Genomic DNA, 26245 nt, shown 5'->3' with positions numbered 1-26245 from the left:
CGTGCACGACAAGCGGCGCCCGACAGCCGAGACGGAAATTGTTTCCGACACGAGGCAACCTCACGGGCATTTCAGGCGTCTGAGTGGGTGAAGGGCCGCGGTGCCGAGTCAGGGGACGGCACCGCGGCCCTCACACGTGTCGCCCGACGCTGCCGGCGGCAGCGGGTGCCCTACCGGGTGCTTAGGATCGGACCATGAGCGACGTCCCGACGACTCCCGCCGCCGACTTCGCGGGCGAGCCGGACGGGTTCGACCGGCTCTGGACTCCCCACCGCCTCGCCTATGTCACGGGGGAGCGGCCGTCGAAGGAGGCCGGCGAGGGCTGCCCGTTCTGCGCAGCGCCGGAGCGCGAGGACGCCGAGGGGCTCATCGTCCACCGCGGCGAGCACTGCTACGTCGTCATGAACCTCTTCCCCTACAACCCGGGGCACGTCCTCGTCTGCCCGTACCGGCACGTGTCCCTCTACGTCGACCTCACCGACGAGGAGACGGCCGAGTTCACCGCCCTGACCAAGTCCGCGATTCGCGCGCTGACCGAGAGCTCGGGTCCGCACGGCTTCAACATCGGGATGAACCAGGGCGAGGTCGCCGGCGCGGGCGTCGCCGCGCACCTGCACCAGCACATCGTGCCGCGCTGGGGCGGGGACATGAACTTCCTGCCCGTCGTGGGGCAGACCAAGGCGCTGCCGGTGCTGCTCGAGGACGCCCGGACACGGCTCGTCGCCGCTTGGCCGTCGGCCTGAGCGGGATGACGGCCACTGGCCACTAGGCTGGCGCCACCATGCTCAACAAGTACGCGCGGCCCTTCTTCACGAAGCTCTTCACGCCCCTGGCGTCGCTGCTGATCCGGCTCGGGATCAGCCCCGACGTCGTCACGGTCGTCGGCACCCTCGGGGTGAGCCTGGGCGCGCTGCTGTTCTACCCGCGCGGCGAGTTCCTCATCGGGACGCTCGTCATCACGGCCTTCGTCTTCTCCGACACCGTCGACGGGATCATGGCGCGCCGCATGGAGCGCTCAAGCACGTGGGGTGCCTTCCTCGACTCCACCCTCGACCGCGTGGCGGACGCGTCGGTCTTCGGCGGGCTCGTCCTCTTCTACGCCGGCGGGCGCAACCTGCGTCCGGACGGCTGGCTGCAGGTGCGTCCCGGTGTCATGGCCGCCCTCGCGCTGGCGTGCCTCATCCTCGGCATGGTCGTCTCCTACGCGAAGGCTCGCGCCGAAGGCCTCGGCATGACCGCGAACGTCGGCATCGCCGAGCGTGCCGAGCGGCTCGTCGCCGTCCTCGTGACGACCGGCCTCGTCGGCTGGTTCCTCCCCGAGGTCTTCCTCACCGTCGTCCTCGCGCTCCTCGCGCTGGCCAGCCTCATCACGGTCGTGCAGCGCATGCTCGAGGTCCGCCGCCAGGTCCTCGCCGCGCGGTGACCGGCGCGATGGGGGTGCTCGGCCGGGTCCGGGACGCGGCGACCGTGGCCGGCTTCCGGGGCGGCTGGGCCTTCCTTCGCCGTATGCCGGAGGGCGCGGCGTACGCGCTCTTCGACCGGATCGCTGACCTCACCGTGGCGCGCGGCGGGGCCGCGCGGATGCGCTCGAACTACGCCATCGTGCGGCCCGAGCTCGACGACGCAGCCCTCGACGCGCTGGTCCGTGACGGCATGCGGGCGTACCTGCGCTACTACTGCGAGGCCTTCCGGCTGCCCGTCCTCGGTCCGGACGAGCTCGCGGCCCGGGTGCGGGTCGAGGGCGACGAGCCGGTCCGGGCCGTGCTCGACGACGGCGGGTCGGTCGTCTGCTTCCTCGGCCACCTCGGCAACTGGGACCTCGCCGGCGCGTGGGGTGCCGTCCACCTCGCCCCCGTGACAACCGTCGCGGAGCGGCTCGAGCCGGAGGAGGTCTTCGAGGAGTTCCTCGCGTTCCGCACCGGACTCGGGATGACCATCCACCCGCTCACCGGCGGACCGGCGCCGTTCCCGTTGCTGCGGGAGGCGGCGCGGCGGCGCGGGCTCATCCCGCTGCTCGCGGACCGCGACCTGTCGCGTTCCGGGGTCGAAGTCGACTTCTGCGGGTCTCCCGCTCGCATGGCGGCCGGTCCGGCGGCCCTCGCGATCGCGGAGCGACGACCGCTGTTCCCGGTGTCCATCCGGCACGAGAAGTTGCCCGTGGGGAGCGGCGCCCGATGGGGGATCGTCATCACCTTCCACCCGGCCGTGGCCGACCCCGGGACCGGGACGACGGCCGAACGGGTCGCGGCGATGACCCAGGCGTGCGCGGACGCCCTCGGTGGCGCCGTCCGCACCCATACCGCGGACTGGCACATGCTCCAGCCGGTCTTCACCAAGGACCTCGACGCGGACCGCCTGGCCCGGGCCGGGGCGGCGCACGTCCCGGGGTCGGAGGCGGCGGGGGAGGCCGCTGCGGGTGAGACAACCGCGGGGGAGGCGCGGTGAGGATCGGCCTCGTCTGCCCCTACGCCTTCGACGTGCCAGGGGGCGTGCAGTTCCACGTCCGCGACCTTGCCGAGCACTTCACGGCCCAGGGGCACGAGGTGGGCGTCCTCGCTCCGGTCGACGACCCCGTCGGCGACCTCCCGGCATACGTCACCTCCAGCGGACGCGCCGTCCCGGTGCGCTACAACGGGTCCGTCGCCCGGCTGACCTTCGGGCCGGTGACGTCGTCGCGGGTGAGCCGCTGGCTCGAGGAGGGCGAGTTCGACGTCCTGCACCTGCACGAGCCGGTGACGCCGAGCGCGTCGCTCATGGCGCTGTGGGCGTCCTCCGAACCGGTCGTCGCGACCTTCCACACGGCGAACCTCCGCTCACGGGCCATGCACGCGGCGAACCCGCTGCTGCGGCCGTCGACCGAGAAGATCCGCGCCCGCATCGCCGTCTCGGAGGAGGCGCGCAGCACGGTGGTGAGGCACCTCGGGGGCGACGCCTACATCATCCCGAACGGCGTCGACACCGGCCGGTTCACGCCGTCGGGGGAGACGACCCGCTTCTCCGGGACGGCCGAGCGCCCGGTCCTGGCGTTCCTCGGTCGGATCGACGAGCCGCGCAAGGGCCTGTCGGTCCTCACCGACGCGATGCCGGCGATCCTCGACGCGGTGCCGGGCGTCCGGCTCGTCGTCGCAGGTCCCGGTGACGTCGACGAGATCCGCGGCGCGTTGGACCCGCGCGTGCGGGCGGCGACCGAGTTCCTCGGTGCGGTCTCGGAGGCCGACAAGGTCGACCTGCTGCGCTCCGCCGACGTCTACGTCGCACCGCACACTGGCGGGGAAAGCTTCGGCATCGTCCTCGTCGAGGCGATGGCCGCTGGCGCGCCGGTGCTCGCGAGCGACCTGTGCGCCTTCACGGCCGTCCTCGGGGACGGCCCGGACGGGCCCGCCGGTGCGACCTTCGCCAACGGCGACTCGCCGGCGTTGTCGCAGGCCGTGGTCGAGCTGCTCCGCACCCCGGACGAGAGGTCGCGACTTCGTGACCTCGGCCTGCGCCGGGCTCGCTCCTTCGACTGGGACGTCGTCGCCGAGCGGGTCATGGCGGTCTACGAGACGGTGATCGACGGCGCTGACCGCGCGCCCCTGGACCCGATCCAGCGACCGGGGCTGCTGAGCCGGCTGCGCTGGCCCGCGAGAGGTGAGAGCTGATGCAGGTCGACATCCTCCAGGTCGCGACGATCGTCGCCCTCGTCGTACTCGCCGCGGCGTGGTACCTCTCCTACTCCGCTTCCCGCCTCGACCGGCTGCACGCCAAGGTCGAGGGGGCGGTGTCCGCCCTCGACGCCCAGCTCGTCCGTCGCGCCGAGGCCACTCTCGAGCTCGCGACGAGCGGCGCCGTGGACCCGGCCACCTCCCTCCTGCTCGCAGACGCCGCGAGCGGAGCCCTCGAACGGCATACGCACCACCCGCTCAGCCACGACCTGCTCGACGGACAGAACTTCGCCGGGCGCGAGCACACCGAGACCGACCTCACCGACGCGCTCAAGGCGGCGCTGACGCCCGAGACGGTGGCCGAGCTCCGTGCCGATCCCCAAGGTCCCGGCTCCGATGCGCTGGCCCGGGTCGAGGCCAGCGCCCTGCGCGCGCAGATGGCGCGACGCTTCCACAACGACGCGGTCCGCGAGGTGCGCCGCGTGCGCGAGAAGTGGTTCGTCCGGCTGTTCCGGCTCGCCGGTCGGGCCGCGCTGCCCGAGCCGGTCGAGTTCGACGACGACCTGCCTCCGGCCGTCGTCGACTGACAGAGGATCGCTCGCGAACGGGCCGCCGTGGACGCGGTCCGTGGCACTCTCGCGTCGGTCCTAGACTTCGTCGCATGAGCCAGCCCTCCCTGCCTGCAGCGTCCTCCACCGATCCGTCCACCCCAGCCGAGGCGACCGCCGCCGTCACCGGCGCGACCGGCACGACGCGGGTCAAGCGGGGCATGGCGGAGATGCTCAAGGGCGGCGTCATCATGGACGTCGTCACGCCCGAGCAGGCGAAGATCGCCGAGGACGCCGGCGCGGTCGCGGTCATGGCGCTCGAGCGGGTCCCGGCCGACATCCGCGCCCAGGGCGGCGTCTCGCGCATGTCCGACCCCGACATGATCGACGGCATCATCGAGGCCGTCTCGATCCCGGTCATGGCCAAGGCCCGCATCGGCCACTTCGTCGAGGCGCAGGTGCTGCAGAGCCTCGGCGTCGACTACATCGACGAGTCCGAGGTGCTCACGCCGGCCGACTACAGCAACCACATCGACAAGTGGGCCTTCACGGTTCCCTTCGTCTGCGGCGCGACGAACCTCGGCGAGGCGCTGCGCCGGATCACCGAGGGGGCGGCGATGATCCGTTCCAAGGGCGAGGCCGGCACGGGCGACGTCTCCAACGCGACGACGCACATGCGCCAGATCCGCCAGGAGATCCGGCGCCTGCAGAGCCTTCCCGAGGACGAGCTCTACGTCGCGGCCAAGGAGCTGCAGGCGCCCTACGAGCTCGTCCGCGAGGTCGCCGAGGCGGGCAAGCTGCCGGTCGTCCTCTTCACCGCCGGCGGCATCGCGACTCCCGCGGACGCGGCGATGATGATGCAGCTCGGCGCCGAGGGCGTCTTCGTCGGCTCGGGAATCTTCAAGTCGGGCAACCCCGCCCAGCGCGCGGAGGCGATCGTCAAGGCGACGACGTTCCACGACGACCCCGACGTCATCGCCAAGGTGTCGCGCGGCCTCGGGGAGGCCATGGTCGGCATCAACGTCGACGACATCCCGCAGCCGCACCGCCTCGCCGAGCGCGGCTGGTGAGGTGAGCGGGCGGCATACGGGCGCTGCCTGACGCTGCTTGACGCTGCCGGGGCCGACGCGGTCAGCTCAGGTCCGCGACGGGGTCGGTCACCGCGAGCCCGAGGTCTCGTGCGACCGACATCATCGAGGTGTCGTGGGTCGCCACGGTGACGGGTTCGCCGACCAAAAGCGCCGTGGCAAGGTGCATGGCGTCGAGCGTCCTGACGTGTGGTCCGATGGACTCGGCCACGGTGTGTGTCTCTCGGGTGATGTCAAGGAGCCCCGTGCGGGTGAGGAGCGCGTCGGCCTGGTCGAGCGGTCGACCTTCGCGGCGGAGCACGCGAACCATCTCGGTTCGCAGCAGCCTGGACGACACCAGCGGGCCGGAGAGGGCATCGACCCACGCCTGGAGCCGTGGGCGTTGTGGCACGTCGAGAATGGTGCGCAGTGCCACGGACGAGTCGAGATAGACGATCCCGGTCGCCATCGATCAGTGGTCCTCTCGCATCTCGGCGAGGAGGTCACCCAGCTCGGCTTCGGAGTACCGGCGACCGAGGGCTCGGCGCGGCCACGGACTGGCCTCGGCGGCGGGCGGGGTGTAGAGGCCTTCGCGCTCCAGGCGGGACAGCGTCGACTCGGCCTCGCGCACGGTGCTGACCCGCCAGCGCGGGACGCCGCGCTCGGTCACGACCACGTCGTCGGCGTCCGTGACTTCACTGAGCACGGCTGCGGTGTGCTGGTTCAGCTCCCGCTTGGAGACGATCTTCATGCCATGACTGTAGTACGTGTGTCTGACATGGGCGAGCCGCGAGAGTCACCCGCGCCTTGGCACGACCCCGCGGACCCGGCCCGTCCGGATCCGGGTCGGCATACGGTAGGTCCGTGAAAGCACTCGACGTGGTGTCCTGGGCCGGTCCGATCCTGATCATCCTCGTGGGCCTCTATGTGAACTACCGGATCGCGACGCACGGCCGGCGGGTGAAGAACAGCGGGGCGCCGGGCTTCGTGCAGGTCCAGCCTGGCGCCCGCTCGGGGGAGTGGAACGCTGTCGTCACCGATGACGGCAAGCATCCGAGCTTCCGGGGCCGCAAGGGGCACGTCCGGATCGAGAACGGCTGGCTCGGATTCCACGAGGGGCGTGGTCCCGAGCCGACCTGGCTCGTGCCGGCCCACCAGTTCCGGGGCGGCAAGAACAGCGTGCTCGCCTTGTCCGAGATCTGGCTCGACTCGCCACAGACCGGGCGGATCAACCTCACCGTGAGTCACGAGCACATCAACGCTTTGGTGGACAACGACTTCAAGGACATCCGCGAGCGGCGCTATGCCGACGAGTTCCTCGCGATGCTGGCATGGCACGGGGCGCAGGTGAGCCGCTGAGCTCTTTGCGGTATGCCGTCCGCTCCGGTTCGCGGGTCAGTGCGGGATGCGGTGGTCGTGCGTGTAGACGCCCATCTTCGAGCCGCGGGCGAAGGCGACCAGCGTCACGCCGAGCCGGTCGGCGGCCTCGATGGCGAGCGAGCTCGGCGCTGAGACGCAGGCGAGCACCGAGATGCCGGCGACGGCCGCCTTCTGCACGATCTCGAAACTGGCCCGGCTCGACACGACGAGCAGCGCGCCGCGGGTGTCGACGTCGGTGACCAGGGCAGCGCCGAGGACCTTGTCGACGGCATTGTGCCGGCCGATGTCCTCGCGCACGATCGCGAGCCCGCTCGTCCCCGCCGGCACGAGACCGGCCGCGTGCACGCCGCCGGTCTTGTCGAACACCGGCTGGCGAGAACGCAGCTCGTCGAGGGCAGCGACGATCTGGGTTGGCTCCCACAGGGTCTCCGGAGGCTTGGCCGCGACGACGTTCTCGATGGCGTCGACCGCCGTCGTTCCGCAGAGCCCGCACCCGCCGAGCGAGGCGAGGTTGCGGGTGGAGGTCACCGCGCGCGACGGGTCGCGACCGGGCACGTCGAGACGCAGCACGTTGAGGGTGTCGAGGTCCGAGCAGAACCGCGCCGACACGACGTCCTCGCGCGAGGAGATGACGCCCTCGGCGCGCAGCAGCCCGTGGGCGAGGTCGATGTCGTGGCCCGGGGTGCGCATTGTCACGGTGAACACCTCGTCACCGAGGCGGATCTCGAGCGGCTCCTCGCACGCCACGGTGTCGATGACGCGCGAGGAGTCCCCGCCGACGTCGAGGCGGAGGACCTTGTGTCTCGATGTCACGCGTCCCATCGCCCCATTGTCACCCGGTCAGGTCACGAGGTCACGCCGCCGGTGCTCGGGACGCGCGAACTCCTCGCCGACGAGGACCTCCCGCAGTGCCGTCGCCGCGTCGAGCACGTCGCCGTGCGAGAGGTAGAGCGGCGCGAAACCCAGCCGCACGATGTCCGGCTCACGGAAGTCGCCGATGACCCCGCGCGCGATGAGGGCCTGCACCACGGCATACGCATCGGGGTGCCGCAGGCTGACCTGTGAGCCGCGCCGCGTGTCCTCGCGCGGGGTGGCGACCGGCAGGTCGATGCCCAGCAGGTCGAGGCAGTCGAGGAAGAAGCCGGTGAGCGAGAGCGAGCGTGCCCGGACGTCGCCGACCGAGAGGCCGTCGTATGCCGTGAGCGCGCCTTCCAGCGCGACGATCCCGAGGACGGGCGGGGTGCCGACCCGGGCCCGGGTGATGCCCTCGGCGGGGACGTGCTCGGGCGACATCGCGAAGGGGGTGGCGTGACCGTTCCAGCCGAGGATGGGGTTGGTGAACCGCGGCAGGTGAGCCGGTGCGACATAGAGGAACGCCGGGGCGCCGGGGCCGCCGGAGAGGTACTTGTAGCCGCAGCCCACGGCGAAGTCCGCGCCACCGCCGGCGAGGTCGACGTCGACGACGCCGGCCGAGTGGCACAGGTCCCAGCAGGCGAGGGCGCCGGCGTCGTGGGCGGCCCGGGTGATCGCGGCGAGGTCCCAGAGCTCGCCGGTGCGGTAGTCCACGTGCGAGTAGGCCGCGAGGAGAACGTCGTTCGAGCCCTCGAGGCGCGAGGCGGCTTCTGTCGGGTGCACGAGCTCGAGGGTGAGTCCGAGCTGGTCGCACACGCCGCGGGTGACGTGGACGTCGGTGGGGAACGAGTCGGGGTCGGTGAGCACGACGCGACGTGAGTCGTCCGCGCGCAGCCGCGCCGCGGCATACACGGCCTTGTAGAGGCTCACCGTCGTCGAGTCTCCGACGACGATGCTGCCCGCCGGCGCGCCGACGAGCTCGGCGATGCGGTCGCCGACTCGCTCGGGGGCGGTCCACCACCGCGACTCGTTCCAGGCGCGGATGAGCTGCCGGCCCCACTGTCGGTCGACGGCGTCGCGCAGGGCGTCACGGGCGGCAAGCGACAGCGCGCCGAGGGAGTTGCCGTCGAGGTAGGTCACGCCCTCCGGCAGCTCGAACGCGTCGCGCCGGTCGGTGGCGACGTGCTCGGCGTCGAGCCGGTCGGCGCGCTGGCGGAGCTCGGTGAGGGCGTCGTCGCTCATGCCCTGACTCTCTCACCCGGCGAGATGCGCCCCGCGCCGGACCTCATGGGTGCGTTCAGACGTCTATGACGGATAGGTACTTGTACATACCTATCCGTCATAGACCGGACAAAGAGGGACCGGGTCTGTGGCGGCCTCCCCTCGCGGCAGGCGGGAAGCAGGGGGGTGTCGGTCACCGTCCGGGCCTCGCGACTGCGGAAGGATGACCGGGCAGTCCGGGTCGACCGAGGAGGAACGCATGCGGGGCGTCGCGCTCAGTGGCGCCATCGCGCTGACCCTCACCCTGTTCGGCACCCGAGCAGCCGTCGCCTGGTTCCGCAAGCACGGCTTCGGCCAGCCCATCCGCGTCGACGGACCGACGACCCACCTCGTCAAGCGCGGCACCCCGACGATGGGTGGCGTCGTCATCGTCCTCGGTTCCACCGCGGCATACCTCGTCGCCACGTTCGCGACCGGCCACACCCCGAGCGCGAGCGCCTGGCTGCTCATGCTGCTCTTCGTCGGCTGCGCGGTCCTCGGGTTCCTTGACGACTTCATCAAGGTCTACCAGCAGGACAACCGCGGCCTGCCCGGCAAGGCGAAGATGCTCGGGCAGACGGCGATCGCGCTGGTGTTCGGCGTCCTCGCGACACAGTTCTTCGCCGACGAGCGCGGTGTCCGGCCGGCCTCGCAGTCGCTGTCGATCACGCAGGACTGGGGCGTGAAGCTGCCGCTCGTTGTCGTCCTGCTGCTCATCTGGTTCATCGTCACGGCGACCTCCAACGCCGCCAACCTCACCGACGGCGTCGACGGCCTGCTCACCGGCATCGGCGCGATGATCTTCGGCGCCTACCTGCTCATCAACGTCTGGCAGAGCAACCAGCTGTGCGGCTCGGCGCGGCCCAACGTCGTCGCGGAGCAGTGCTACCAGGTGCGCGACCCGCTCGACCTCGCGGTGTATGCCGCGGCGATCTCGGGTGCCTGCGTCGGCTTCCTCTGGTGGAACGCCAAGCCGGCCCAGATCATCATGGGCGACGTCGGGTCGCTCGCCATCGGGGGAGCACTCGCCGGGTTCGCGATCATGTCCCGCACCGAGGTGCTCATGGCCGTCATCGCGGGAGTTCTCGTCCTCGAGACGATGTCGGTCATGCTGCAGGTGACGTGGTTCAAGCTCACCCGGCGCTTCACCGGGACGGGCCGGCGGATCTTCCGGATCACGCCGATCCACCACCACTTCGAGCACCTCGGCTGGTCCGAGGTCAACGTCGTCATTCGCTTCTGGGTCATCGCCGGTGTCTTCGTCCTCACCGGCCTCAGCATCTTCTACATCGCCTGGCTCGCCTGAGCCGCGCGCGGTAATGCTCGGGTCAGTGGGTTAGTCGACCTCGTCAGTACAGAACGAGTCGAGCGCACGGGCTCCCTCGGGCTCGGGTCTACGGTCTCCGAACCTCGTCAGCGCGACCGAGTAGCGGTCACCGAACTCGACGCGTGTGACCTCCGTACAGGCGATCTGGGCGACATCGACCTCCCAGACACCTCCCGGGTCGATGAGCTGCAGGTCGAACGTCGTCTCGTCCAGGCGCACGAGATGTCCCACGAGCATCGGAGCGTCGTCGTCCTTCTCGAAGTGGACGCACATCAAGTCCGCGGCATCGCGGGCCACCTGCAGGACGTCCGCCGTCCCTGCGGTCTGGGACAGCGCGACATCGGGAGCCGGGCGCCCAAGTGCAGCAACAGCGCGCTCGATGTAGCCAGCAGCGCCGTCCTCCCAGACCTCCGTGATGTCATCCACACGGATGACGTCGTACCCGTCGATGTATACGGCGGCCTCCAGCGACTGCAGGACCACCCATCGCGCGGACAACGCCACGACGTAACCCCACACGTCATCTGCATCCGCGAGGAGGTCACGAGCGATGCCGACCGGGGCCTGCGAGCGGAGGGCATCGCTCAAGAGCTGGGTCGGTGTCGCGGCCTGTCCGGTCATGGCGGCATTCTCGCGGACCAACGTCGCCGTCGCTCCCGCTTTTCCGAAGGGGCGCCGCCGTCCCGCCGAACCGGGAGCCGGGGTCCATTCACCCGGACGTAGCATTCCGGGCGTGACCGCCCAGCCGACCATCGGAGTCCTCGCCGTCCAGGGTGACGTGCGCGAGCACGTCCGCGCGCTCGAGGCCGCGGGTGCCGCCGCCGTGACCGTGCGCCGGCCCGCCGAGCTCGAGGCCGTCGACGGCCTCGTCATCCCCGGCGGGGAGTCGACCACGATGGACAAGCTCGTCCGCCTCTTCGACCTCCACGCACCACTGAAGGCACGGCTGGAAGCCGGCCTCCCGGCATACGGGTCCTGCGCGGGCATGATCATGCTCGCCGACCGGATCCTCGACGGCCACCGCGACCAGCAGACCCTCGGCGGGCTCGACATCACGGTGCGCCGCAACGCCTTCGGGCGGCAGGTCGACTCCTTCGAGGAGGACCTGCACATCCGCGAGCTCGGGCCGCAGCCGGTGCGTGCCGTGTTCATCCGCGCGCCGTGGGTCGAGCAGGTCGGAGAGGCCGTCGACGTGCTGGCGCGCGTGGAGACCGGACCGGCCGCGGGTAGGATCGTCGCCGTTCGTCAGGGGCCGTTGCTGGCCACCTCCTTCCACCCGGAAGTGACCGGTGACCACCGGTTCCACCAGTTGTTCGTCGAGATCGTGAAAGAGGGCGCATGAGCGGCCACAGCAAATGGGCGACCACGAAGCACAAGAAGGCGGTCATCGACGCCAAGCGGGGCAAGCTCTTCGCCAAACTCATCAAGAACATCGAGGTCGCGGCCCGCACCGGCGGCGGTGACCCGGCCGGCAACCCGACCCTCTACGACGCCATCCAGAAGGCGAAGAAGAGCTCGGTCCCCAACAACAACATCGACAACGCCGTCAAGCGCGGCTCCGGCGCGACCGCCGGCGGTGCGGACTGGGAGACGATCACCTACGAGGGCTACGCGCCCGGCGGTGTCGCCGTCCTCATCGAGTGCCTCACCGACAACCGCAACCGCGCCGCCGCCGAGGTGCGCACCGCGCTCACCCGCAACGGTGGCCAGCTCGCAGACCCGGGCTCGGTCGCCTACGTCTTCAACCGCAAGGGCGTCGTGCTCGTGCCCAAGGAGGCCGCGACCGAGGACCAGCTCCTCGAGGTCGTCCTCGAGGCCGGCGCCGAGGAGGTCAACGACAACGGCGACACCTGGGAGGTCGTGTCCGAGGCGACCGACTTCGTCGGGGTGCGCCAGGCCGTCCAGGACGCCGGCATCGACTACGACTCCGCCGAGGCGTCGTGGGTCCCGAACCTCCAGGTGCCGCTCGACGCCGAGGGCGCGAAGAAGATGATCCGCGTCATCGAGGCCCTCGAGGACTCCGACGACGTGCAGGACGTCTTCGCCAACGGCGACATCTCCGACGAAGTCCTCGCCGAGCTCGACGCCGACGCCTGAGTTCCACGCTGCTGCCGTATGCCGGCCGCGCACCCGCGCGTGTTGCTGCCGGGCGCGTCCGGCGCGCCTGTGTAGCGTGGCACCGAACACCTGTTCGGAGCCCGCTGAGGTGCAGTGGGCGCTCACCCGGCACGACGACGGAAGGCGGCGCGCGTGCGCGTTCTCGGCATCGACCCTGGCCTCACCCGGTGCGGCCTCGGCGTCGTCGACGGCCGGGCCGGCCGCGCGAGCATGGTCGCCGTCGGGGTCGTGCGCACCCCGAGCGACGGTGACCCGGGGGAGCGGCTGATCTTCCTCGAGCGCGAGCTCGACGGGTGGCTCGACCGGTTCACGCCGGAGGTCGTCGCCGTCGAGCGGGTCTTCGCCGACAGCAACGTCACGTCCGTCATGACGACGGCCCACGCGACGGCGATCGCGCTCCTCACGGCCGGCAAGCGCGGCATACCGGTCGTCTTCCACACGCCGACGGAGGTCAAGGCCGCGGTGACCGGCACCGGCCGCGCCGACAAGGCGCAGGTGACGACGATGGTGACCCGGATCCTCAAGCTCACCGAGGCGCCGCGGCCCGCCGACGCCGCGGACGCGCTGGCGCTGGCGATCTGCCACCTCTGGCGCGGCGCGGCCACGGCTCGGCTCGACGCTCTCGCGAAGGCGGGCGCGCGATGATCGCGTCGCTGTCCGGACGGGTCGGCCACGTCGGACTCGACCGGCTCGTCGTCGAAGTCGGCGGCGTCGGCATGCTCGTGCACACGACGCCGCGCACCGCGGCCGAGCTGCGCGCCGGCGAGGACGTCACCGTGTCGACGACGCTCGTCGTGCGCGAGGACTCGCTGACGCTCTACGGGTTCGGGTCGGCGGGGGAACGTGACATGTTCGAGACGGTGCAGACCGTGTCGGGGGTCGGGCCGCGGCTCGCGCTGGCGATGCTGTCGGTGCTCACCCCCGACGAGGTGCGCGCCGCGCTGACGACGAAGGACGTCGCGACGCTGACGAAGATCCCCGGTGTGGGCAAGAAGAGCGCGGAGCGTCTCGTCCTCGAGCTGGGCGACAAGGTCGGTATGCCGTCCGCTGCGGGCGTCGGTGAGTCCGCACCTGCCGCTGCGGTCGCCTCCGGTGGTGACGGTCGGGTGGAGCAGGTGACCGAGGCCCTCGTCGGACTCGGCTGGACCGGCAAGCAGGCCGGTGACGCGGTCGGTCGGGTCGTGGCGTCCGCCGACGACGACGCGACGGTGGCGACGCTGCTGCGCCTGGCGCTGCGGGACCTCGGGCGGTGAGCCCGGGCATGGCCGGCGGCCGCGACGGGTTCCGGTCCGACATCGTCGAGGGGGCGGATGGCTCTGCTGGGCTCGCGGGTGGCGGTCGGACTGGCCGTGAGTGGGACGGGGACAGTCAGCGGGAGAGTGACGGGTCGCTCGACGCGACCGCGCGGATCGTCGACGCGGGAGCGGACAGCGACGACGAGCGGGTCGTCGAGGCGGCGCTGCGCCCGAAGCGGCTCGCGGACTTCCCGGGGCAGGCGCGGGTGCGCGACCAGCTGGGGCTGGTGCTGGAGGCTGCGCGTCGCCGGGGGAGCGTGCCCGACCACATCCTGCTGTCCGGACCGCCCGGGCTCGGCAAGACGACACTCGCGCTCATCGTCGCGGCTGAGCTCGAGCGCCCGATCCGGGTGACCTCCGGACCGGCCATCCAGCATGCTGGTGACCTCGCGGCGGTGCTGTCCTCGCTCGACGAGGGTGAGGTGCTGTTCCTCGACGAGATCCATCGCATGTCGCGGTCGGCGGAGGAGATGCTCTATCTCGCGATGGAGGACTTCCGGGTCGACGTCATCGTCGGCAAGGGGCCGGGTGCGACGGCGATCCCGCTCGAGCTGCCGCCGTTCACCGTCGTCGGCGCGACGACCCGGTCGGGGCTGCTGCCCGCGCCGCTGCGCGACCGGTTCGGGTTCACCGGGCACCTGGACTACTACGACGCCGCCGACCTCACGACGATCCTCACGCGCTCGGCCGGGCTGCTCGGCGTCGACGCGGATGCGGCGGGGATTGCCGAGATCGCCGGCCGGTCGCGGGGGACGCCCCGAATCGCCAACCGCCTGCTGCGCCGGGTGCGGGACTGGGCGCAGGTGCACGGGTCCGGTGTGGTCGACGAGGCTGCCGCACATGCGGCGCTCGGGTTGTTCGACGTGGACGACGCGGGGCTGGACCGGCTCGACCGGGCCGTGCTCGACGCGCTGTGCCGCCGCTTCGGTGGGGGACCGGTGGGGCTGTCGACGCTCGCCATCGCCGTCGGGGAGGAGTCCGACACCGTCGAGACGGTTGCGGAGCCATATCTCGTGCGCGAGGGATTCATGGTGCGCACCCCGCGGGGGCGTGCGGCCTCACCGAAGGCGTGGTCGCACCTCGGTCTCACCCCGCCGCGCGAGGCGGCGTTCGGCGCCCAGGACGCGCTGCCCCTCGACGACGGCCCCGGCCGCCTCGGCGGCTGAGCCACGTCGGAACCAGCGACCTCGCACCGCGAGTACCCGCCTGCTCGGAGAGGTGCCTTTGCTGCGGCATACGGAAGCAACTCACGCCGGTGCTCCAAGGAGCCGCAGCACCGGCGTGAATTGCTCCAAGGAACTGGAGCACCAGCGTGAGTTGCTCCAAGGAACTGGAGCACCAGCGTGATTTGCTCCAAGGAGCTGGAGCAAAGGCACCTCTTGACGCGAGGGGGCAGAGGGGCCGGACAGGTTCGGCGGTGCGGGTGCGAAGTACTGCGGAAGCGGGCACGATGGGTCCGCGTTGCGCGTTGGTCGACTCAGACGGCGTCACCTATGCTGACGTGGCGGCCCGGCGTCGACCGGGCCGTTGACGCGTCCGGCAGCATGCGGACGCGCTGACCGACTCGAAGGATCCTCATGAATTCCGGTGCCGGCCTCGGCAACCTGCTCGTGCTCGCCCTGCCGCTGTTGCTCCTGGCGTTCCTCATGTTCAGCCAGCGTCGCCGCGGCCGTGAGATCCAGGCGTTCCAGGACGCCCTCGCCGTCGGGGACAAGGTCGTCATGACGTCGGGTCTCTACGGCACCGTCATCGCGCTCGACCCGGTCACCGCGACGCTCGAGGTCGCCCCGGGGGTGCAGGTGCGCGTGGACCGTCGCGCCGTCGGCATGAAGCAGCCCGAGGCCACCACGCCGAACGCCGAAGAGACCGAGTGATGGCACCGCTGAGCCAGGTCTCCTTCGCCCGCCGGGCGCTCATCGGCATCGCCGTCTTCACCCTCGCGCTCACGGGCCTGCTCGTCGGCGCTGCGCAGCTGAGCAACGGCAGCTACGCGCCCAAGCTCGGCCTCGACCTCGAGGGCGGCACCCAGATGATCCTCAAGCCGCGCGTCACCGGGAACAGCAACGTCGGCCCCGAGCAGCTCTCCCAGGCCCGCGACATCATCGTCCAGCGCATCGACGCCAGCGGCGTCGCCAACGCCGAGGTCACGACCCAGGGCGGCCGCAACATCGTCGTCAGCATGCCCGGCATCCCGAGCAAGAAGGACGAGGACGCGATCCGTCAGTCCTCGCAGCTCCAGTTCCGTCCCGTCCTGGCGATCGCGCCCGGGTCGCCGCAGCCGCAGCCGTCGGCCTCGCCCAGCGGCTCCGCATCGCCCAGCCCCAGCGGCTCGGCCAACCCGTCCGCGTCGCCGAGCTCCAGCCCGTCCGCGAGCGCCCCGTCGGCCAACCCGGCACCCTCGACGTCGAGCAACAACTCGGCCCTTCCCGGCGCCCTGACCTCGGAGACGACGGCCCCCAGCCCGTCGCCGACGCCGACCCTGCAGCAGAGCGTGGCGCCCAGCCCGTCCGCGTCCGGCGCCCCGGCCCCGAGCCCGAGCCCCAGCGGCTCCGCCCCGGCGACGACAGACCCCTACAGCCTCGAGCAGATCACCCCCGAGCTGACGCAGCAGTTCACCGCTCTCGACTGCTCCAAGCCAGACGCTCTGGAGAACATCGTCGACGACGCGAAGAAGCCGCTCGTCACCTGTGAGCAGGACGGCTCCGTCAAGTACATCCTCGGCCCGGTCGTCGTCTCCGGCGAGCGCATCAGCGACGCCTCCGCCGGCTACGTGACCACCCCGCAGGGTCAGCAGACGAGCCAGGTCGCGATCAACCTCTCGCTCGACGGTGAAGGCACCAAGCAGTACGCCGACGTCTCCCGCAAGATGGTCGCGATGCAGCAGCCGCAGAACCAGCTCGCGTCGGTCCTCGACTCGCGGGTCATCGTGGCCCCGAGCTTCAACGAGGCCATCCCCAACGGCCAGGCCCAGATCACCGGCGCCTTCAGCATCCAGGACGCCCGTGACCTCGCCCAGCAGCTGAAGTTCGGCGCCCTGCCCATCAGCTTCGACCTCGAGACGCGTGACCAGATCAGCCCCACGCTCGGCGGTGAGCAGCTGCGCTACGGCCTCATCGCGGGCCTCGTCGGCCTCCTCCTCGTCGTCATCTACTCGCTCATGCAGTACCGCGTCCTCGGCTTCGTCACGATCGCCTCGATCCTCGCCGCCGCAGTGCTCACCTACCTGGCGATCACGATCCTCGGCTGGTCGCACAACTACCGCCTCGACATGGCCGGTGTCACCGGCCTCATCGTCGCCATCGGGTTCACGGCGGACAGCTTCATCGTCTACTTCGAACGTATCCGTGACGAGCTGCGCGAGGGGCGCTCCCTCGAGAGTGCCGTCGCCACCGGCTGGGACCGCGCCAAGCGCACCATCCTCATCGCCGACGGCGTGAACTTCCTCGCCGCGATCGTGCTCTACCTCCTCGCCAGCTCGAGCGTTCGAGGCTTCGCCTTCACGCTCGGCCTGACGACCCTGCTCGACATCCTCATCGTCTTCGCCTTCACCCACCCGCTCGTGACGCTGCTCGCGCGCCGGAAGTTCTTCCGCGAGGGCCACCCCTGGTCAGGTCTCGACCCGCGCAAGCTCGGTGCGGTGAAGAAGACCTCGTATGCCGGCCGAGGTCGCTTCACGACCACCTCGCCTCGCACGGTGGGCGCCGACGCCCGCGTGGCCAGCGCCGAAGGGAGCGCCCGATGAGCTTCGCCGACTTCGGTAACGACCTCTACACCGGGAAGCGGTCCATCCCGGTCGTCCCCAAGCGCAAGAACTTCTACATCGTCTCGCTCGTCCTCATGGCGATCGCGATCGCGGGTCTGGGGATCAACAAGCTCAACCTCGGCCTCGAGTTCACCGGCGGCTCGGAGTTCCGGGTCACCAACCAGTCCATTCCCGAGGACTACGAGGCCAAGGCCCGGGAGGCGTTCGGCGCGACCGACGACAGCACCTCCGGGGTCCGTGTCTCCCAGGTCGGCACGAGCACCGTCCGGGTGCAGACGGAGCGCCTCGACGACGCCGAGAGCGCACAGGTGCGCACGGCCCTGGCGAAGTCCTTCGGCGTCAACGAGAACCAGGTGAGCGCGACGTTCATCGGCCCGTCCTGGGGCGACTCGGTGACGAAGCAGGCGCTGCGTGCCCTCGTCATCTTCCTCATCCTCGTGGCGATCGTCCTGTCGATCTACTTCCGGAACTGGAAGATGGCCGTAGCGGCGCTCATCGCGCTGGCGCACGACCTCGTCATCACCGTCGGCATCTACTCGTTCTCGAAGTTCGAGGTGTCGCCGGCGACGATGATCGGCTTCCTCACCGTGCTCGGCTACTCGATCTACGACACCGTCGTCGTCTTCGACAAGGTCCGTGAGAACACGAACGAGGCGTTCGCGAACGGGCGCATGTCCTTCGCCCAGGCGGCGAACCTCGCGGTCAACCAGACTCTCGTCCGGTCGATCAACACCACCGTCATCGGCCTGCTGCCGATCCTCGCGGTGCTCGTCGTCGGCGCGATCTTCCTCGGCCCGGGCACGCTGCTCGACCTGGCGCTGGTCCTGTTCATCGGCATCCTCGTCGGTGCGTACTCGTCGATCTTCCTCGCGACCCCGCTGCTCGTCAGCCTGCGCCGCAAGGACCCAGCCGTCATCGAGCTGGACAAGCGCGCCTCCCGCTCGCAGGCGGCGCGCGAGCGCGAGGCACGCAACCGCGAGGCCCAGCTCGCGACCGTGGGTGGCCCGAGCTCGCCCATCAGCGAGTCCTCGGACCGCAGCCGCGAGCAGGCCGAAGCCTCGATGAGCCGGCCCGCCGGCAGCGGCGCGACTCCCGGCGCAGCCGACGAGGAGCGGTCCACGCTCACCGGCCGCTCGGTGCACAAGTGGGCCCAGGGCGGTCCGCGCAACCAGCCGAAGAAGACTCCGAAGTCCCGCCGCAAGTAGTCGCGGCCCGGTTCGCCGCCGCGCGTCACGTCACCCCAAGGAGCACCGGTACCCGTGACGACCTCCGACCCGGACGTCAGTGACCTCGTCGCGGCACACCTGCGCGACGTCCCGGACTTCCCCAAGCCCGGGGTCGTCTTCAAGGACATCACGCCGCTGCTCGGTGACGGCCCGGCCTTCGGTGAGGTGATCCGCGCCCTCGCGGCGCGGTACGCGGACGGGAGCAGACGGCATACGACCGCAGGGGAGGGGCGCACCGCGGACGGGAGCGGACGGCATACGACCGCGGGGGAGGGGCGCACCGCGGCCGGGAGCGGACGGCATACCGGATCGCCTGTGCCGCAACGCATCGACGCGGTGGCAGGCATCGAGGCGCGCGGGTTCATCATCGGCGGCGCCCTCGCGCACGAGCTCGGGGTCGGGTTCGTGCCGGTCCGCAAGGTGGGGAAGCTCCCCGGCGCAACGGTCCAGCGCACCTACGACCTCGAGTACGGCACGGCGACGATCGAGATCCACACCGACGCCGTCACGCCGGGGCAGCGGGTGCTGCTCGTCGACGACGTCCTCGCAACGGGCGGCACGGCCATCGCGGCCTGGGACCTGCTCGAGGGCGCGGGCGCGGAGGTCGTCGCGTTCGAGACGGTCGTCGAGCTCGCGTTCCTCGGTGGCCGGGCCGCGTTGGGGGAGCGCAGTGTGCGTGCCCTGCATGTCGTCGAGGGCACAGCCGACAACTAGACTCCCTGCATGGCAGAGGAGACCACGCCGATCCCGGTGCGCAGCGGGGCGAACGCCACGCAACGCGCCCGCGCGCGTGCCCGTCTCGCCAGGTTCGGCGGAGCGCGTCAGACGGCGCACCCCGTGCTCGAGCCGCTGCTCACGACGGTCCGCCTCACCCACCCCAAGGCCGACACCGCGGTCATCGAGCGGGCCTACGAGGTCGCCGAGCGCGCCCACGAGGGGCAGCTGCGCAAGAGCGGCGACGCGTACATCACCCACCCGCTCGCGGTGACGACGATCCTCGCCGAGCTCGGCATGACCCCACCGACGCTCGCGGCGGCGCTGCTCCACGACACCGTCGAGGACACGGCATACAGCCTCGAGCAGCTGACCCAGGACTTCGGTGACGAGATCGCGATGCTCGTCGACGGCGTGACCAAGCTCGACAAGGTCACCTACGGCCAAGCGGCGCAGTCCGAGACGGTGCGCAAGATGGTCGTCGCGATGGCGCGCGACATCCGCGTGCTCGTCATCAAGCTCGCCGACCGGCTGCACAACGCCCGCACGTGGCGCTACGTGTCCAAGGAGTCGGCCCAGCGCAAGGCTCGCGAGACGCTCGAGATCTATGCCCCGCTGGCGCACCGGCTCGGCATGAACACGATCAAGTGGGAGCTCGAGGACCTGTCGTTCGCGACGCTCTACCCGAAGGTCTACGAGGAGATCGTCCGGCTCGTCGCCGACCGCGCGCCGGCCCGCGAGGAGTACCTCACGACCGTGCGTGCGAGCGTCGAGTCCGACCTGCGCGCCGCGAAGATCAAGGCGACGGTCACGGGGCGGCCGAAGCACTACTACTCCGTCTACCAGAAGATGATCGTCGGGGGTCGCGACTTCGAGCAGATCTATGACCTCGTCGCCGTGCGGGTCCTCGTCGACACGGTGCGCGACTGCTATGCCGCGCTCGGGGCGATGCACGCGCGGTGGACGCCGGTGCCGGGGCGGTTCAAGGACTACATCGCGACGCCAAAGTTCAACATGTACCAGTCGCTGCACACGACGGTCATCGGTTCTGAGGGCAAGCCGGTCGAGATCCAGATCCGCACGCACACGATGCACCGGCGGGCCGAGTACGGCGTCGCCGCGCACTGGAAGTACAAGGAGAAGGGCCCCGCCGGAGCGGACGGCCCGAGCGCGACGAGCGGCAGCACCGGCGCCAACGACATGGCGTGGCTGCGTCAGCTGCTCGACTGGCAGAAGGAGACCGCCGACCCGGGCGAGTTCCTCGAGTCGCTGCGCTTCGAGATCAACGCCAGCGAGGTCTACGTCTTCACGCCCAAGGGGCAGCTCGTCGGTCTGCCGGCTGGGTCAACTCCCGTGGATTTCGCGTATGCCGTGCACACCGAGGTCGGTCACCGCACCATCGGCGCCAAGGTCAACGGCCGGCTCGTGCCGCTGGAGTCGCGGCTCGACAACGGGGACACCGTCGAGGTGCTCACCTCCAAGGCGGACGGGGCCGGGCCGTCGCGCGACTGGCTGACGTTCGTGCACTCCGCGCGCGCCCGCAACAAGATCCGGCACTGGTTCACCCGCGAGCGTCGCGAGGAGATGATCGAGTCCGGCAAGGAGTCGCTCGCCAAGGCGATGCGCAAACGGTCACTGCCGGTGGCTCGGCTCACCTCGGTCCAGTCCCTGACCGGTGTCGCCGAGGAGCTACGGCTCAGTGGGATCGACGCCCTGTATGCCGCGATCGGCGAGGGTCACGTGTCGGCCCAGCACGTCGTGTCGCGCCTTGTCGCCGCCCAGGGTGGCGAGGAGGCGAGCGAGGACCTCGCCGAGGTGACGATGCCGCGAGCCCGTCCCGACCGACGCCGCCGCGCCGGGGACCCGGGCGTCGTCGTCAAGGGCATGTCGGACGTGTGGGTCAAGCTCGCCCGGTGCTGCACGCCGGTGCCGGGGGACGACATCCTCGGTTTCGTCACCCGCGGCATGGGAGTGTCGGTGCACCGGCGCGACTGCACCAACGCGGCCGAGCTGCTCAAGCAGCAGGACAAGATCATCGACGTCGAGTGGGCGCCGACGGCGGGGAGTGTGTTCCTCGTCCAGCTCGCCGTCGAGGCGCTCGACCGCAACGCGTTGCTGTCCGACGTGACCCGCGTGCTCTCCGAGAGCGGCGTCAACATCCTGTCGGCGACGGTGCACACCTCACGGGACCGGGTGGCCGGTCTGAAGTTCACCTTCGAGATGGGGGACCCGAGCCACCTCGACCACGTCATGAAGACGGTGCGCGGCGTGCGCGGCGTCATGGACGTCTACCGCGTCACCCAGTCCTAGCCGGGCCGCTGGGCCCGCCCGCGCGCCCCCGAGTCACACACGCCCCAGCATTATCGGGTGACCCGATACTGTCCCGCCCGACCCGACAAGGCTTCTCGGGTGGAGCCGGCCTTTATCGGGTGACCCGATAATGCTGGGACGGCGGACGGCGGGTGAGCGGCTCTCAAGTCCCGCGTCAGGAGCCGAACTCGGAGCCGGCCTTCTCGGCCTGCTCGAGCCACGCCTTCTGCGACTCGAGCTTGGCGGTGAGGTCCTTGACCTTCTTCTCGTTGCCCTTGGCCTGGGCGGCGGCGAGGTCGGACTCGATCGACTCGATCGAGGAGCGCAGCTGCGTCACCATCGAGTTGGCGCGGGCGGCGACCTCGGGGTTCGAGGACTTCCACTTCGCGTCCTCGACCTCACGCACCGCCGACTCGATGCGGCGCATGGCCTTCTCGGTGCGGTCGATGTCGGCGCGCGGGACCTTGCCGGCGGCGTCCCACTTGTCCTGGATGGTCCGCAGCCGCGACTTGGCCGACTCGAGGTCGGTGACGGGGAGGATCTGCTCGGCCTCCTTGAGCAGCTCCTCCTTGACGGCGAGGTTCGCGCGGTACTCCTCGTCCTCGGCGGCCGCGACCTCGTCCTTGGCGTTGAAGAACGCGTCCTGCGCCGCCTTGAAGCGCTCCCACAGGGCGTCGTCGTCGGCGCGGGACGCGCGCCCGGCCTGACGCCACTGGTCCATGAGGTTTTTGAAGGCGCGTGCCGTCGGGCCCCAGTCCTTGCTCGTCGACAGCAGCTCGGCCTCCTTGACGAGGCGCTCCTTGGCGCTCTTGGCGTCCGCCCGAGTGGAGTCGAGCTGGGCGAAGAAGCCGCGGCGGCCCTTGTCGAAGGCGTTGCGGGCGTGGCTGAACCGCTGCCACAGCGCGTTCTCGGTGGGCTTGTCGAGCTTCACGCCGGAGCGCTGGTGCTGCTTCCACTGGTCGAGCAGCGCACGCATCCGCTCACCGCTCTGCTTCCACTGGGTGCGTTCCGGGTCCTGGCCGGCAATGGACTCGGCCTCGACGACGATGGCCTCGCGCTCCTTCGCCGCGGCCTCGCGGGCCTCGGCGCGGGCGGCCTGCTCGGTCTCGCGCTTGGTCGCGAGCCCCGACTCGATGCCCTCGACGGTGGCGTCCAGAGCAGCGAGGTCGCCGACGACGTTGGCCTGCGCGATGTGGTCCTTGAGCGTCGTGAGCCCGTCGGCCACCTCCTTGGCGGAGACGTCGGGGTTGGTGAGCCGCTGCTGGAGCAGCTCGGCCGATGCGGCGAGCTCGTCGTACTTGCGGGCGAAGTACTGCAGCGCCTCGTCCGGCGTCGCGCCGGGGTAGGAGCCGACCTCGCGCTCCTCCTCGCCGACCTTCACGAAGACGTGACCCTCGTCGTCGACCCGACCGAACTTCGCCGACTCGGAGTGCTCCGCCACGGCGGGCGCAGCGGGAGGCGCAGGGACCGCGGGACGTGGGCGGGCGGACATCCGCGATGCCAGAGCGGCGGGGGAGGGCACCGCGGGCGCGGCCGGCTTGGGCGCAGGAGCGGGAGCGGCAGCGGCAGGTGTGCTCCCGGCCGTGGACTCCTCCGGTGCGGTGACCGGAGCGGCTTCGGTGGCTGCCGCCGCCTCGGTCGCCGCCTCGGCTTCGGTGGCTGCCGCCGCCTCGGTCGCAGCCTCGGCCGGGCTCGCCGTCGTCTCCGACAGCGCCTCAGCGTTCTCCGGCTGCGGTTCGGGGGTGCTGCTCGTCGTCTCGTCGCTCACGGCTCACGCCTTCTTCTCGGTCACAGCAACCCGCAGGATGCTGATGGGCGCCGCGGGGGCGCCGGTGGTCTCCGACTCGCCGCCGGGTTGGACCCCTGCTGCGGCGACCTTGTCGACGATATCCAACCCTTGCGTGATGGTCCCGAAAATCGTGTACCCGTTCGGGTCGGGCAGCTTCGTCTCACCGTTGACGAGGAAGAACTGGCCGCCGTTGCCCTTCTTCGGGTCCTGCGTCCGGGCCATGGCCACGGTGCCGCGAGGGTACGTGCCGTCCTTGGGGGCGTTCTCGACCGCGAAGCCGTAGCCCGGCGTGCCCTGTCCACCACCGGTGGGGTCACCGCACTGGAGCAGCTTGAACCCCTCACCGGTGCCAAGACGGTGGCAGGGGGAGTTGAGCCAGTAGTCGGCCTTGGCGAGCTGGACGAACGACGCGACGGCCTGCGGCGCCTTGGTGCCGTCGAGCTCGAGGACGATGTCGCCGCAGTTCGTCGTGAGCGTCGCGGTGTAGGTCTTGCCCGCTGCCGTGGCCTTGTCGGGTAGCTCGAGCTTCGCCGTCGTTCCGAGCGGCTCGGGAGGCATCTCGCACCCGGCAGCCGTGCGCTGCGGCTCCGGGTCGGGCTCGGGCTTCATCCGCCAGGCGAGTGCACCGACGAGGCCACCGACGACGGCGACGGTCGCCACGATGGCGGCGATCCTCTTGAGCCGGGCCTGCTTCTCGGCCTTCGCCTGCTGGGTCGCCTGCTGCTTCTCCCACCGGCGCCGGGCCCGGTCGCGCTCCTGCTTCTTCGTCACGCAGGTGAGTGTAGGGAGCCTGTATGTGGCCCGCTCGCCGGAGTGCCCGACCGCGCCGATCGATAGGGTCGGGAACGTGCTGACGATCGCCTTCCCCGCCGCCGCCTTCGCGACCAACTGCTACGTCATCGCCCCCGGCGAAGGCGAGGAGTGCGTCATCGTCGACCCGGGCATCGGCATCGAGGAGACCCTGCGCGAGGTGCTCACCGAGCACCGGCTCAAGCCGGCCGCGGTGCTGCTCACCCACGGCCACGTCGACCACGTCTACTCGGTGACGCCGGTCTGCGGCGGCGACACCGCGGCATACATCCACAGCGACGACCGCTACCGCCTCACCGACCCGCTCGGGTCGGCCAGCCCCGGCATCGTCGGGATGCTCGAGCAGCAGTTCGGGACGAAGGCGACGTGGCAGGAGCCGAGCAACGTCGTCGAGGTCACCGACCGCGAGACGCTCACGCTCGCCGGACTCGACCTCGAGGTGCTGCACGCGCCGGGGCACACCGAGGGGTCGGTGATGTTCGGGTTCGACCGGCTGCCCGACGGCGTGCGCGCACCCGAGGAGCTCGACCGGACGATGGTCACCGGCGACGTGCTCTTCGCCGGCTCCATCGGGCGGACCGACCTGCCCGGTGGCGACGGCGACGCGATGCAGCGGTCGCTGCGCGACGTCGTGATGCCGCTCGAGGACTCCACCCTCGTCCTGCCCGGGCACGGCCCGGCGACGACGATGCGCCGGGAGCGGGGCACGAACCCGTACCTGCAAGGATTGGGCGCGTGAAGGTCACCAAGCTGAGCGGATTCCCCGAGTACCTCCCGGCAGAGCGCATCGTCGAGCAGCACGTCCTCGACATCGTCCGCGAGACCTTCGAGTTGCACGGGTTCACCTCCCTCGAGACGCGCGCCGTCGAGCCGGTCGAGCGGCTGCTCGGCAAGGGTGGCGACGCCGACAAGGAGATCTACGGCGTGACCCGCCTCGCCGACGCGTCGGCCGCCAAGGGAGAGGGCTCGTCGCGCGACCCCGACCTCGGGCTGCACTTCGACCTCACGGTGCCCTTCGCGCGCTTCGTCCTCGAGAACGCCGGCAAGCTGACGTTCCCCTACCGCCGCTACCAGATCCAGAAGGTGTGGCGTGGCGAACGGCCCCAGGAGGGGCGGTACCGCGAGTTCACCCAGGCCGACATCGACATCGTCGACGTCGGTGAGCTGGCCCCGCACTTCGAGGCCGAGATCCCGCTCGTCATGGCCGAGATCTTCGCCCGACTGCCCATCGGGCGGATGACGATCCAGGTGAGCGACCGGCGTATTGCCGAGGGGTTCTACCTCGGCATCGGCATCGCGCCCGACGACATCATCGGCACGCTGCGCATCGTCGACAAGCTCGACAAGATCGGCCCGGACAAGGTCAAGGCGCTCCTCGTCGAGGCCGGCCGTACCGACGAGCAGGCCGACCAGTGCCTCGCGCTGGCCTCGATCCGCACCGAGGACACGAGCTTCGTCGAGCGGGTCCGCACCCTCGGCGTCAAGCACCCCACCCTCGACACCGGCCTCGACGCCCTCGCCGCGGTCATCCGCAACGGCATGGAGAACGCGCCCGGCGCGATGGTCGCCGACCTCAAGATCGCCCGCGGCCTCGACTACTACACGGGCACCGTCTACGAGACCCAGCTCGAGGGCTACGAGTCATGGGGGTCGTTCTGCTCCGGCGGCCGCTACGACGCGCTGGCCAGTGACGGCAGGACGACCTATCCCGGCGTCGGCATCTCCATCGGCGTCTCGCGGCTGCTCGGGCTCGTCCTCGCCGAGGGCCTGCTCGTCGCGTCCCGGGCCACCCCGGCCGCGGTCCTCGTGGCCGTCAACGACGACGCGGACCGGCCCACCTCACAACGGGTCGCGACCGCGCTGCGCGCACGCGGCATACCGTGCGAAGTGGCGCCGAAGGCGGCGAAGTTCGGCAAGCAGATCCGGTATGCAGAGCGGCGCGGTATGCCGTTCGTGTGGTTCCCGGGTGCCGCCGAGTCCGGGGGTGACCAGGTCAAGGACATCCGTTCCGGTGAGCAGGTCGACGCCGATGCATCGTCCTGGTCACCGCCCGCCGAGGACCTCCACCCGACCGTCTCCGCCCCGGCCCACACCTCCGACTGATTGCGCACAGTTCGCCTCCGAGGCTGCGAACTGTGCGCA

The 26245-nt window shown here is 70.8% G+C and carries 27 protein-coding genes; 20 read left to right on the top strand and 7 right to left on the bottom strand.

From position 1 onward, the window contains the following. Positions 1–194 precede the first annotated feature (194 nt). From BCF74_RS11440 to pdxS, 6 genes are all read left to right on the top strand, one after another. Positions 195–743 (top strand): HIT family protein, encoded by a 549-nt coding sequence (locus BCF74_RS11440; RefSeq protein WP_106298083.1) that lies wholly within the window; start codon positions 195–197, stop codon positions 741–743. A 38-nt stretch (positions 744–781) separates the two neighbouring features. Further along, the gene (gene pgsA / locus BCF74_RS11435) at positions 782–1423 is read left to right on the top strand and encodes a phosphatidylinositol phosphate synthase (protein WP_106298082.1); all 642 of its coding nucleotides are present in this window, start codon (positions 782–784) and stop codon (positions 1421–1423) included. Continuing rightward, positions 1420–2445 (top strand): phosphatidylinositol mannoside acyltransferase, encoded by a 1026-nt coding sequence (locus BCF74_RS11430; RefSeq protein WP_245889314.1) that lies wholly within the window; start codon positions 1420–1422, stop codon positions 2443–2445. Before pgsA ends, BCF74_RS11430 begins: the two co-directional genes overlap by 4 nt. Then, positions 2442–3641: a glycosyltransferase family 4 protein gene (locus tag BCF74_RS11425; protein WP_106298081.1), complete on the top strand. Its 1200-nt coding sequence runs from the start codon at positions 2442–2444 to the stop codon at positions 3639–3641. Before BCF74_RS11430 ends, BCF74_RS11425 begins: the two co-directional genes overlap by 4 nt. Continuing rightward, positions 3641–4231, top strand: coding sequence for a hypothetical protein (locus BCF74_RS11420; protein ID WP_106298080.1), 591 nt, complete (start codon positions 3641–3643; stop codon positions 4229–4231). The genes BCF74_RS11425 and BCF74_RS11420 overlap by 1 nt, the downstream gene beginning before the upstream one ends. 74 nt (positions 4232–4305) lie before the next feature. Next, positions 4306–5262, top strand: coding sequence for a pyridoxal 5'-phosphate synthase lyase subunit PdxS (gene pdxS, locus BCF74_RS11415; protein WP_106298079.1), 957 nt, complete (start codon positions 4306–4308; stop codon positions 5260–5262). A 61-nt stretch (positions 5263–5323) separates the two neighbouring features. On the opposite strand, the gene BCF74_RS11410 is transcribed toward pdxS, so the two are convergent. Beyond that, the gene (locus BCF74_RS11410) at positions 5324–5728 is read right to left on the bottom strand and encodes a type II toxin-antitoxin system VapC family toxin (RefSeq protein WP_106298078.1); all 405 of its coding nucleotides are present in this window, start codon (positions 5726–5728) and stop codon (positions 5324–5326) included. Positions 5729–5731: 3 nt separating this feature from the next. Beyond that, the gene (locus BCF74_RS11405) at positions 5732–6010 is read right to left on the bottom strand and encodes a type II toxin-antitoxin system Phd/YefM family antitoxin (RefSeq protein ID WP_106298077.1); all 279 of its coding nucleotides are present in this window, start codon (positions 6008–6010) and stop codon (positions 5732–5734) included. A 113-nt stretch (positions 6011–6123) separates the two neighbouring features. On the opposite strand from BCF74_RS11405, the gene BCF74_RS11400 reads away from it, so the two are divergent. Beyond that, positions 6124–6618, top strand: a complete 495-nt coding sequence (locus tag BCF74_RS11400; protein WP_106298076.1) for a hypothetical protein — start codon at positions 6124–6126, stop codon at positions 6616–6618. A gap of 36 nt (positions 6619–6654) precedes the next feature. Here BCF74_RS11400 and fdhD read toward each other — a convergent pair whose 3' ends face one another. After that, positions 6655–7461: a formate dehydrogenase accessory sulfurtransferase FdhD gene (fdhD, locus tag BCF74_RS11395; protein ID WP_106298075.1), complete on the bottom strand. Its 807-nt coding sequence runs from the start codon at positions 7459–7461 to the stop codon at positions 6655–6657. An 18-nt stretch (positions 7462–7479) separates the two neighbouring features. Continuing rightward, positions 7480–8733 (bottom strand): kynureninase, encoded by a 1254-nt coding sequence (locus tag BCF74_RS11390; RefSeq protein WP_106298074.1) that lies wholly within the window; start codon positions 8731–8733, stop codon positions 7480–7482. A 238-nt stretch (positions 8734–8971) separates the two neighbouring features. On the opposite strand from BCF74_RS11390, the gene mraY reads away from it, so the two are divergent. Then, complete coding sequence (gene mraY / locus BCF74_RS11385; RefSeq protein ID WP_106298111.1) at positions 8972–10057, top strand: phospho-N-acetylmuramoyl-pentapeptide-transferase; 1086 nt, start codon at positions 8972–8974, stop codon at positions 10055–10057. Positions 10058–10087: 30 nt separating this feature from the next. Here the strand turns inward: mraY and BCF74_RS11380 are convergent, their stop codons facing one another. Next, positions 10088–10699, bottom strand: coding sequence for a hypothetical protein (locus tag BCF74_RS11380; protein ID WP_106298073.1), 612 nt, complete (start codon positions 10697–10699; stop codon positions 10088–10090). A gap of 103 nt (positions 10700–10802) precedes the next feature. On the opposite strand from BCF74_RS11380, the gene pdxT reads away from it, so the two are divergent. From pdxT to BCF74_RS11330, 10 genes are all read left to right on the top strand, one after another. Further along, a complete protein-coding gene (gene pdxT / locus BCF74_RS11375) occupies positions 10803–11420 on the top strand; it encodes a pyridoxal 5'-phosphate synthase glutaminase subunit PdxT (protein ID WP_425432823.1) in 618 nt (205 codons plus the stop codon). Next, a complete protein-coding gene (locus BCF74_RS11370; protein ID WP_106298071.1) occupies positions 11417–12175 on the top strand; it encodes a YebC/PmpR family DNA-binding transcriptional regulator in 759 nt (252 codons plus the stop codon). Before pdxT ends, BCF74_RS11370 begins: the two co-directional genes overlap by 4 nt. A 153-nt stretch (positions 12176–12328) precedes the next feature. Beyond that, a complete protein-coding gene (gene ruvC, locus BCF74_RS11365) occupies positions 12329–12841 on the top strand; it encodes a crossover junction endodeoxyribonuclease RuvC (protein WP_106298070.1) in 513 nt (170 codons plus the stop codon). Further along, a complete protein-coding gene (ruvA, locus tag BCF74_RS11360) occupies positions 12838–13449 on the top strand; it encodes a Holliday junction branch migration protein RuvA (RefSeq protein WP_106298069.1) in 612 nt (203 codons plus the stop codon). Before ruvC ends, ruvA begins: the two co-directional genes overlap by 4 nt. A gap of 8 nt (positions 13450–13457) precedes the next feature. Continuing rightward, the gene (gene ruvB / locus BCF74_RS11355) at positions 13458–14657 is read left to right on the top strand and encodes a Holliday junction branch migration DNA helicase RuvB (RefSeq protein WP_245889313.1); all 1200 of its coding nucleotides are present in this window, start codon (positions 13458–13460) and stop codon (positions 14655–14657) included. 411 nt (positions 14658–15068) lie between these two features. Next, the gene (yajC, locus tag BCF74_RS11350; RefSeq protein WP_106298068.1) at positions 15069–15365 is read left to right on the top strand and encodes a preprotein translocase subunit YajC; all 297 of its coding nucleotides are present in this window, start codon (positions 15069–15071) and stop codon (positions 15363–15365) included. Further along, positions 15365–17233: a protein translocase subunit SecD gene (secD, locus tag BCF74_RS11345; RefSeq protein ID WP_106298067.1), complete on the top strand. Its 1869-nt coding sequence runs from the start codon at positions 15365–15367 to the stop codon at positions 17231–17233. Before yajC ends, secD begins: the two co-directional genes overlap by 1 nt. Next, positions 17230–18459 carry a protein translocase subunit SecF gene (secF, locus tag BCF74_RS11340; RefSeq protein WP_106298066.1) on the top strand — a complete coding sequence of 410 codons (1230 nt, stop codon included), beginning with the start codon at positions 17230–17232 and terminating at the stop codon, positions 18457–18459. Before secD ends, secF begins: the two co-directional genes overlap by 4 nt. Before the next feature lie 54 nt (positions 18460–18513). Then, on the top strand, positions 18514–19194 hold the full coding sequence (locus BCF74_RS11335) for an adenine phosphoribosyltransferase (protein ID WP_245889312.1): 681 nt from the start codon (positions 18514–18516) through the stop codon (positions 19192–19194). A gap of 9 nt (positions 19195–19203) precedes the next feature. Next, a complete protein-coding gene (locus BCF74_RS11330) occupies positions 19204–21504 on the top strand; it encodes a RelA/SpoT family protein (RefSeq protein ID WP_106298065.1) in 2301 nt (766 codons plus the stop codon). A 175-nt stretch (positions 21505–21679) separates the two neighbouring features. Here the strand turns inward: BCF74_RS11330 and BCF74_RS11325 are convergent, their stop codons facing one another. Then, entirely contained in the window at positions 21680–23272 is a 1593-nt protein-coding gene (locus tag BCF74_RS11325; protein ID WP_245889311.1) for a DUF349 domain-containing protein, read from the bottom strand. A 3-nt stretch (positions 23273–23275) separates the two neighbouring features. Further along, positions 23276–24064: a peptidylprolyl isomerase gene (locus tag BCF74_RS11320; protein ID WP_106298107.1), complete on the bottom strand. Its 789-nt coding sequence runs from the start codon at positions 24062–24064 to the stop codon at positions 23276–23278. A gap of 76 nt (positions 24065–24140) precedes the next feature. On the opposite strand from BCF74_RS11320, the gene BCF74_RS11315 reads away from it, so the two are divergent. Together BCF74_RS11315 and hisS are read left to right on the top strand one after the other, a co-directional pair. Beyond that, positions 24141–24842 (top strand): MBL fold metallo-hydrolase, encoded by a 702-nt coding sequence (locus tag BCF74_RS11315; protein ID WP_106298064.1) that lies wholly within the window; start codon positions 24141–24143, stop codon positions 24840–24842. Beyond that, positions 24839–26206 (top strand): histidine--tRNA ligase, encoded by a 1368-nt coding sequence (hisS, locus tag BCF74_RS11310; protein ID WP_106298063.1) that lies wholly within the window; start codon positions 24839–24841, stop codon positions 26204–26206. The genes BCF74_RS11315 and hisS overlap by 4 nt, the downstream gene beginning before the upstream one ends. Positions 26207–26245 lie beyond the last annotated feature (39 nt).

The organism is Knoellia remsis, from assembly GCF_003002895.1.
In the GTDB taxonomy this organism is placed as follows: domain Bacteria; phylum Actinomycetota; class Actinomycetes; order Actinomycetales; family Dermatophilaceae; genus Knoellia; species Knoellia remsis.
Note: the sequence above shows the minus strand (reverse complement) of the source record. Positions and strands in the feature narration are given on the sequence as shown.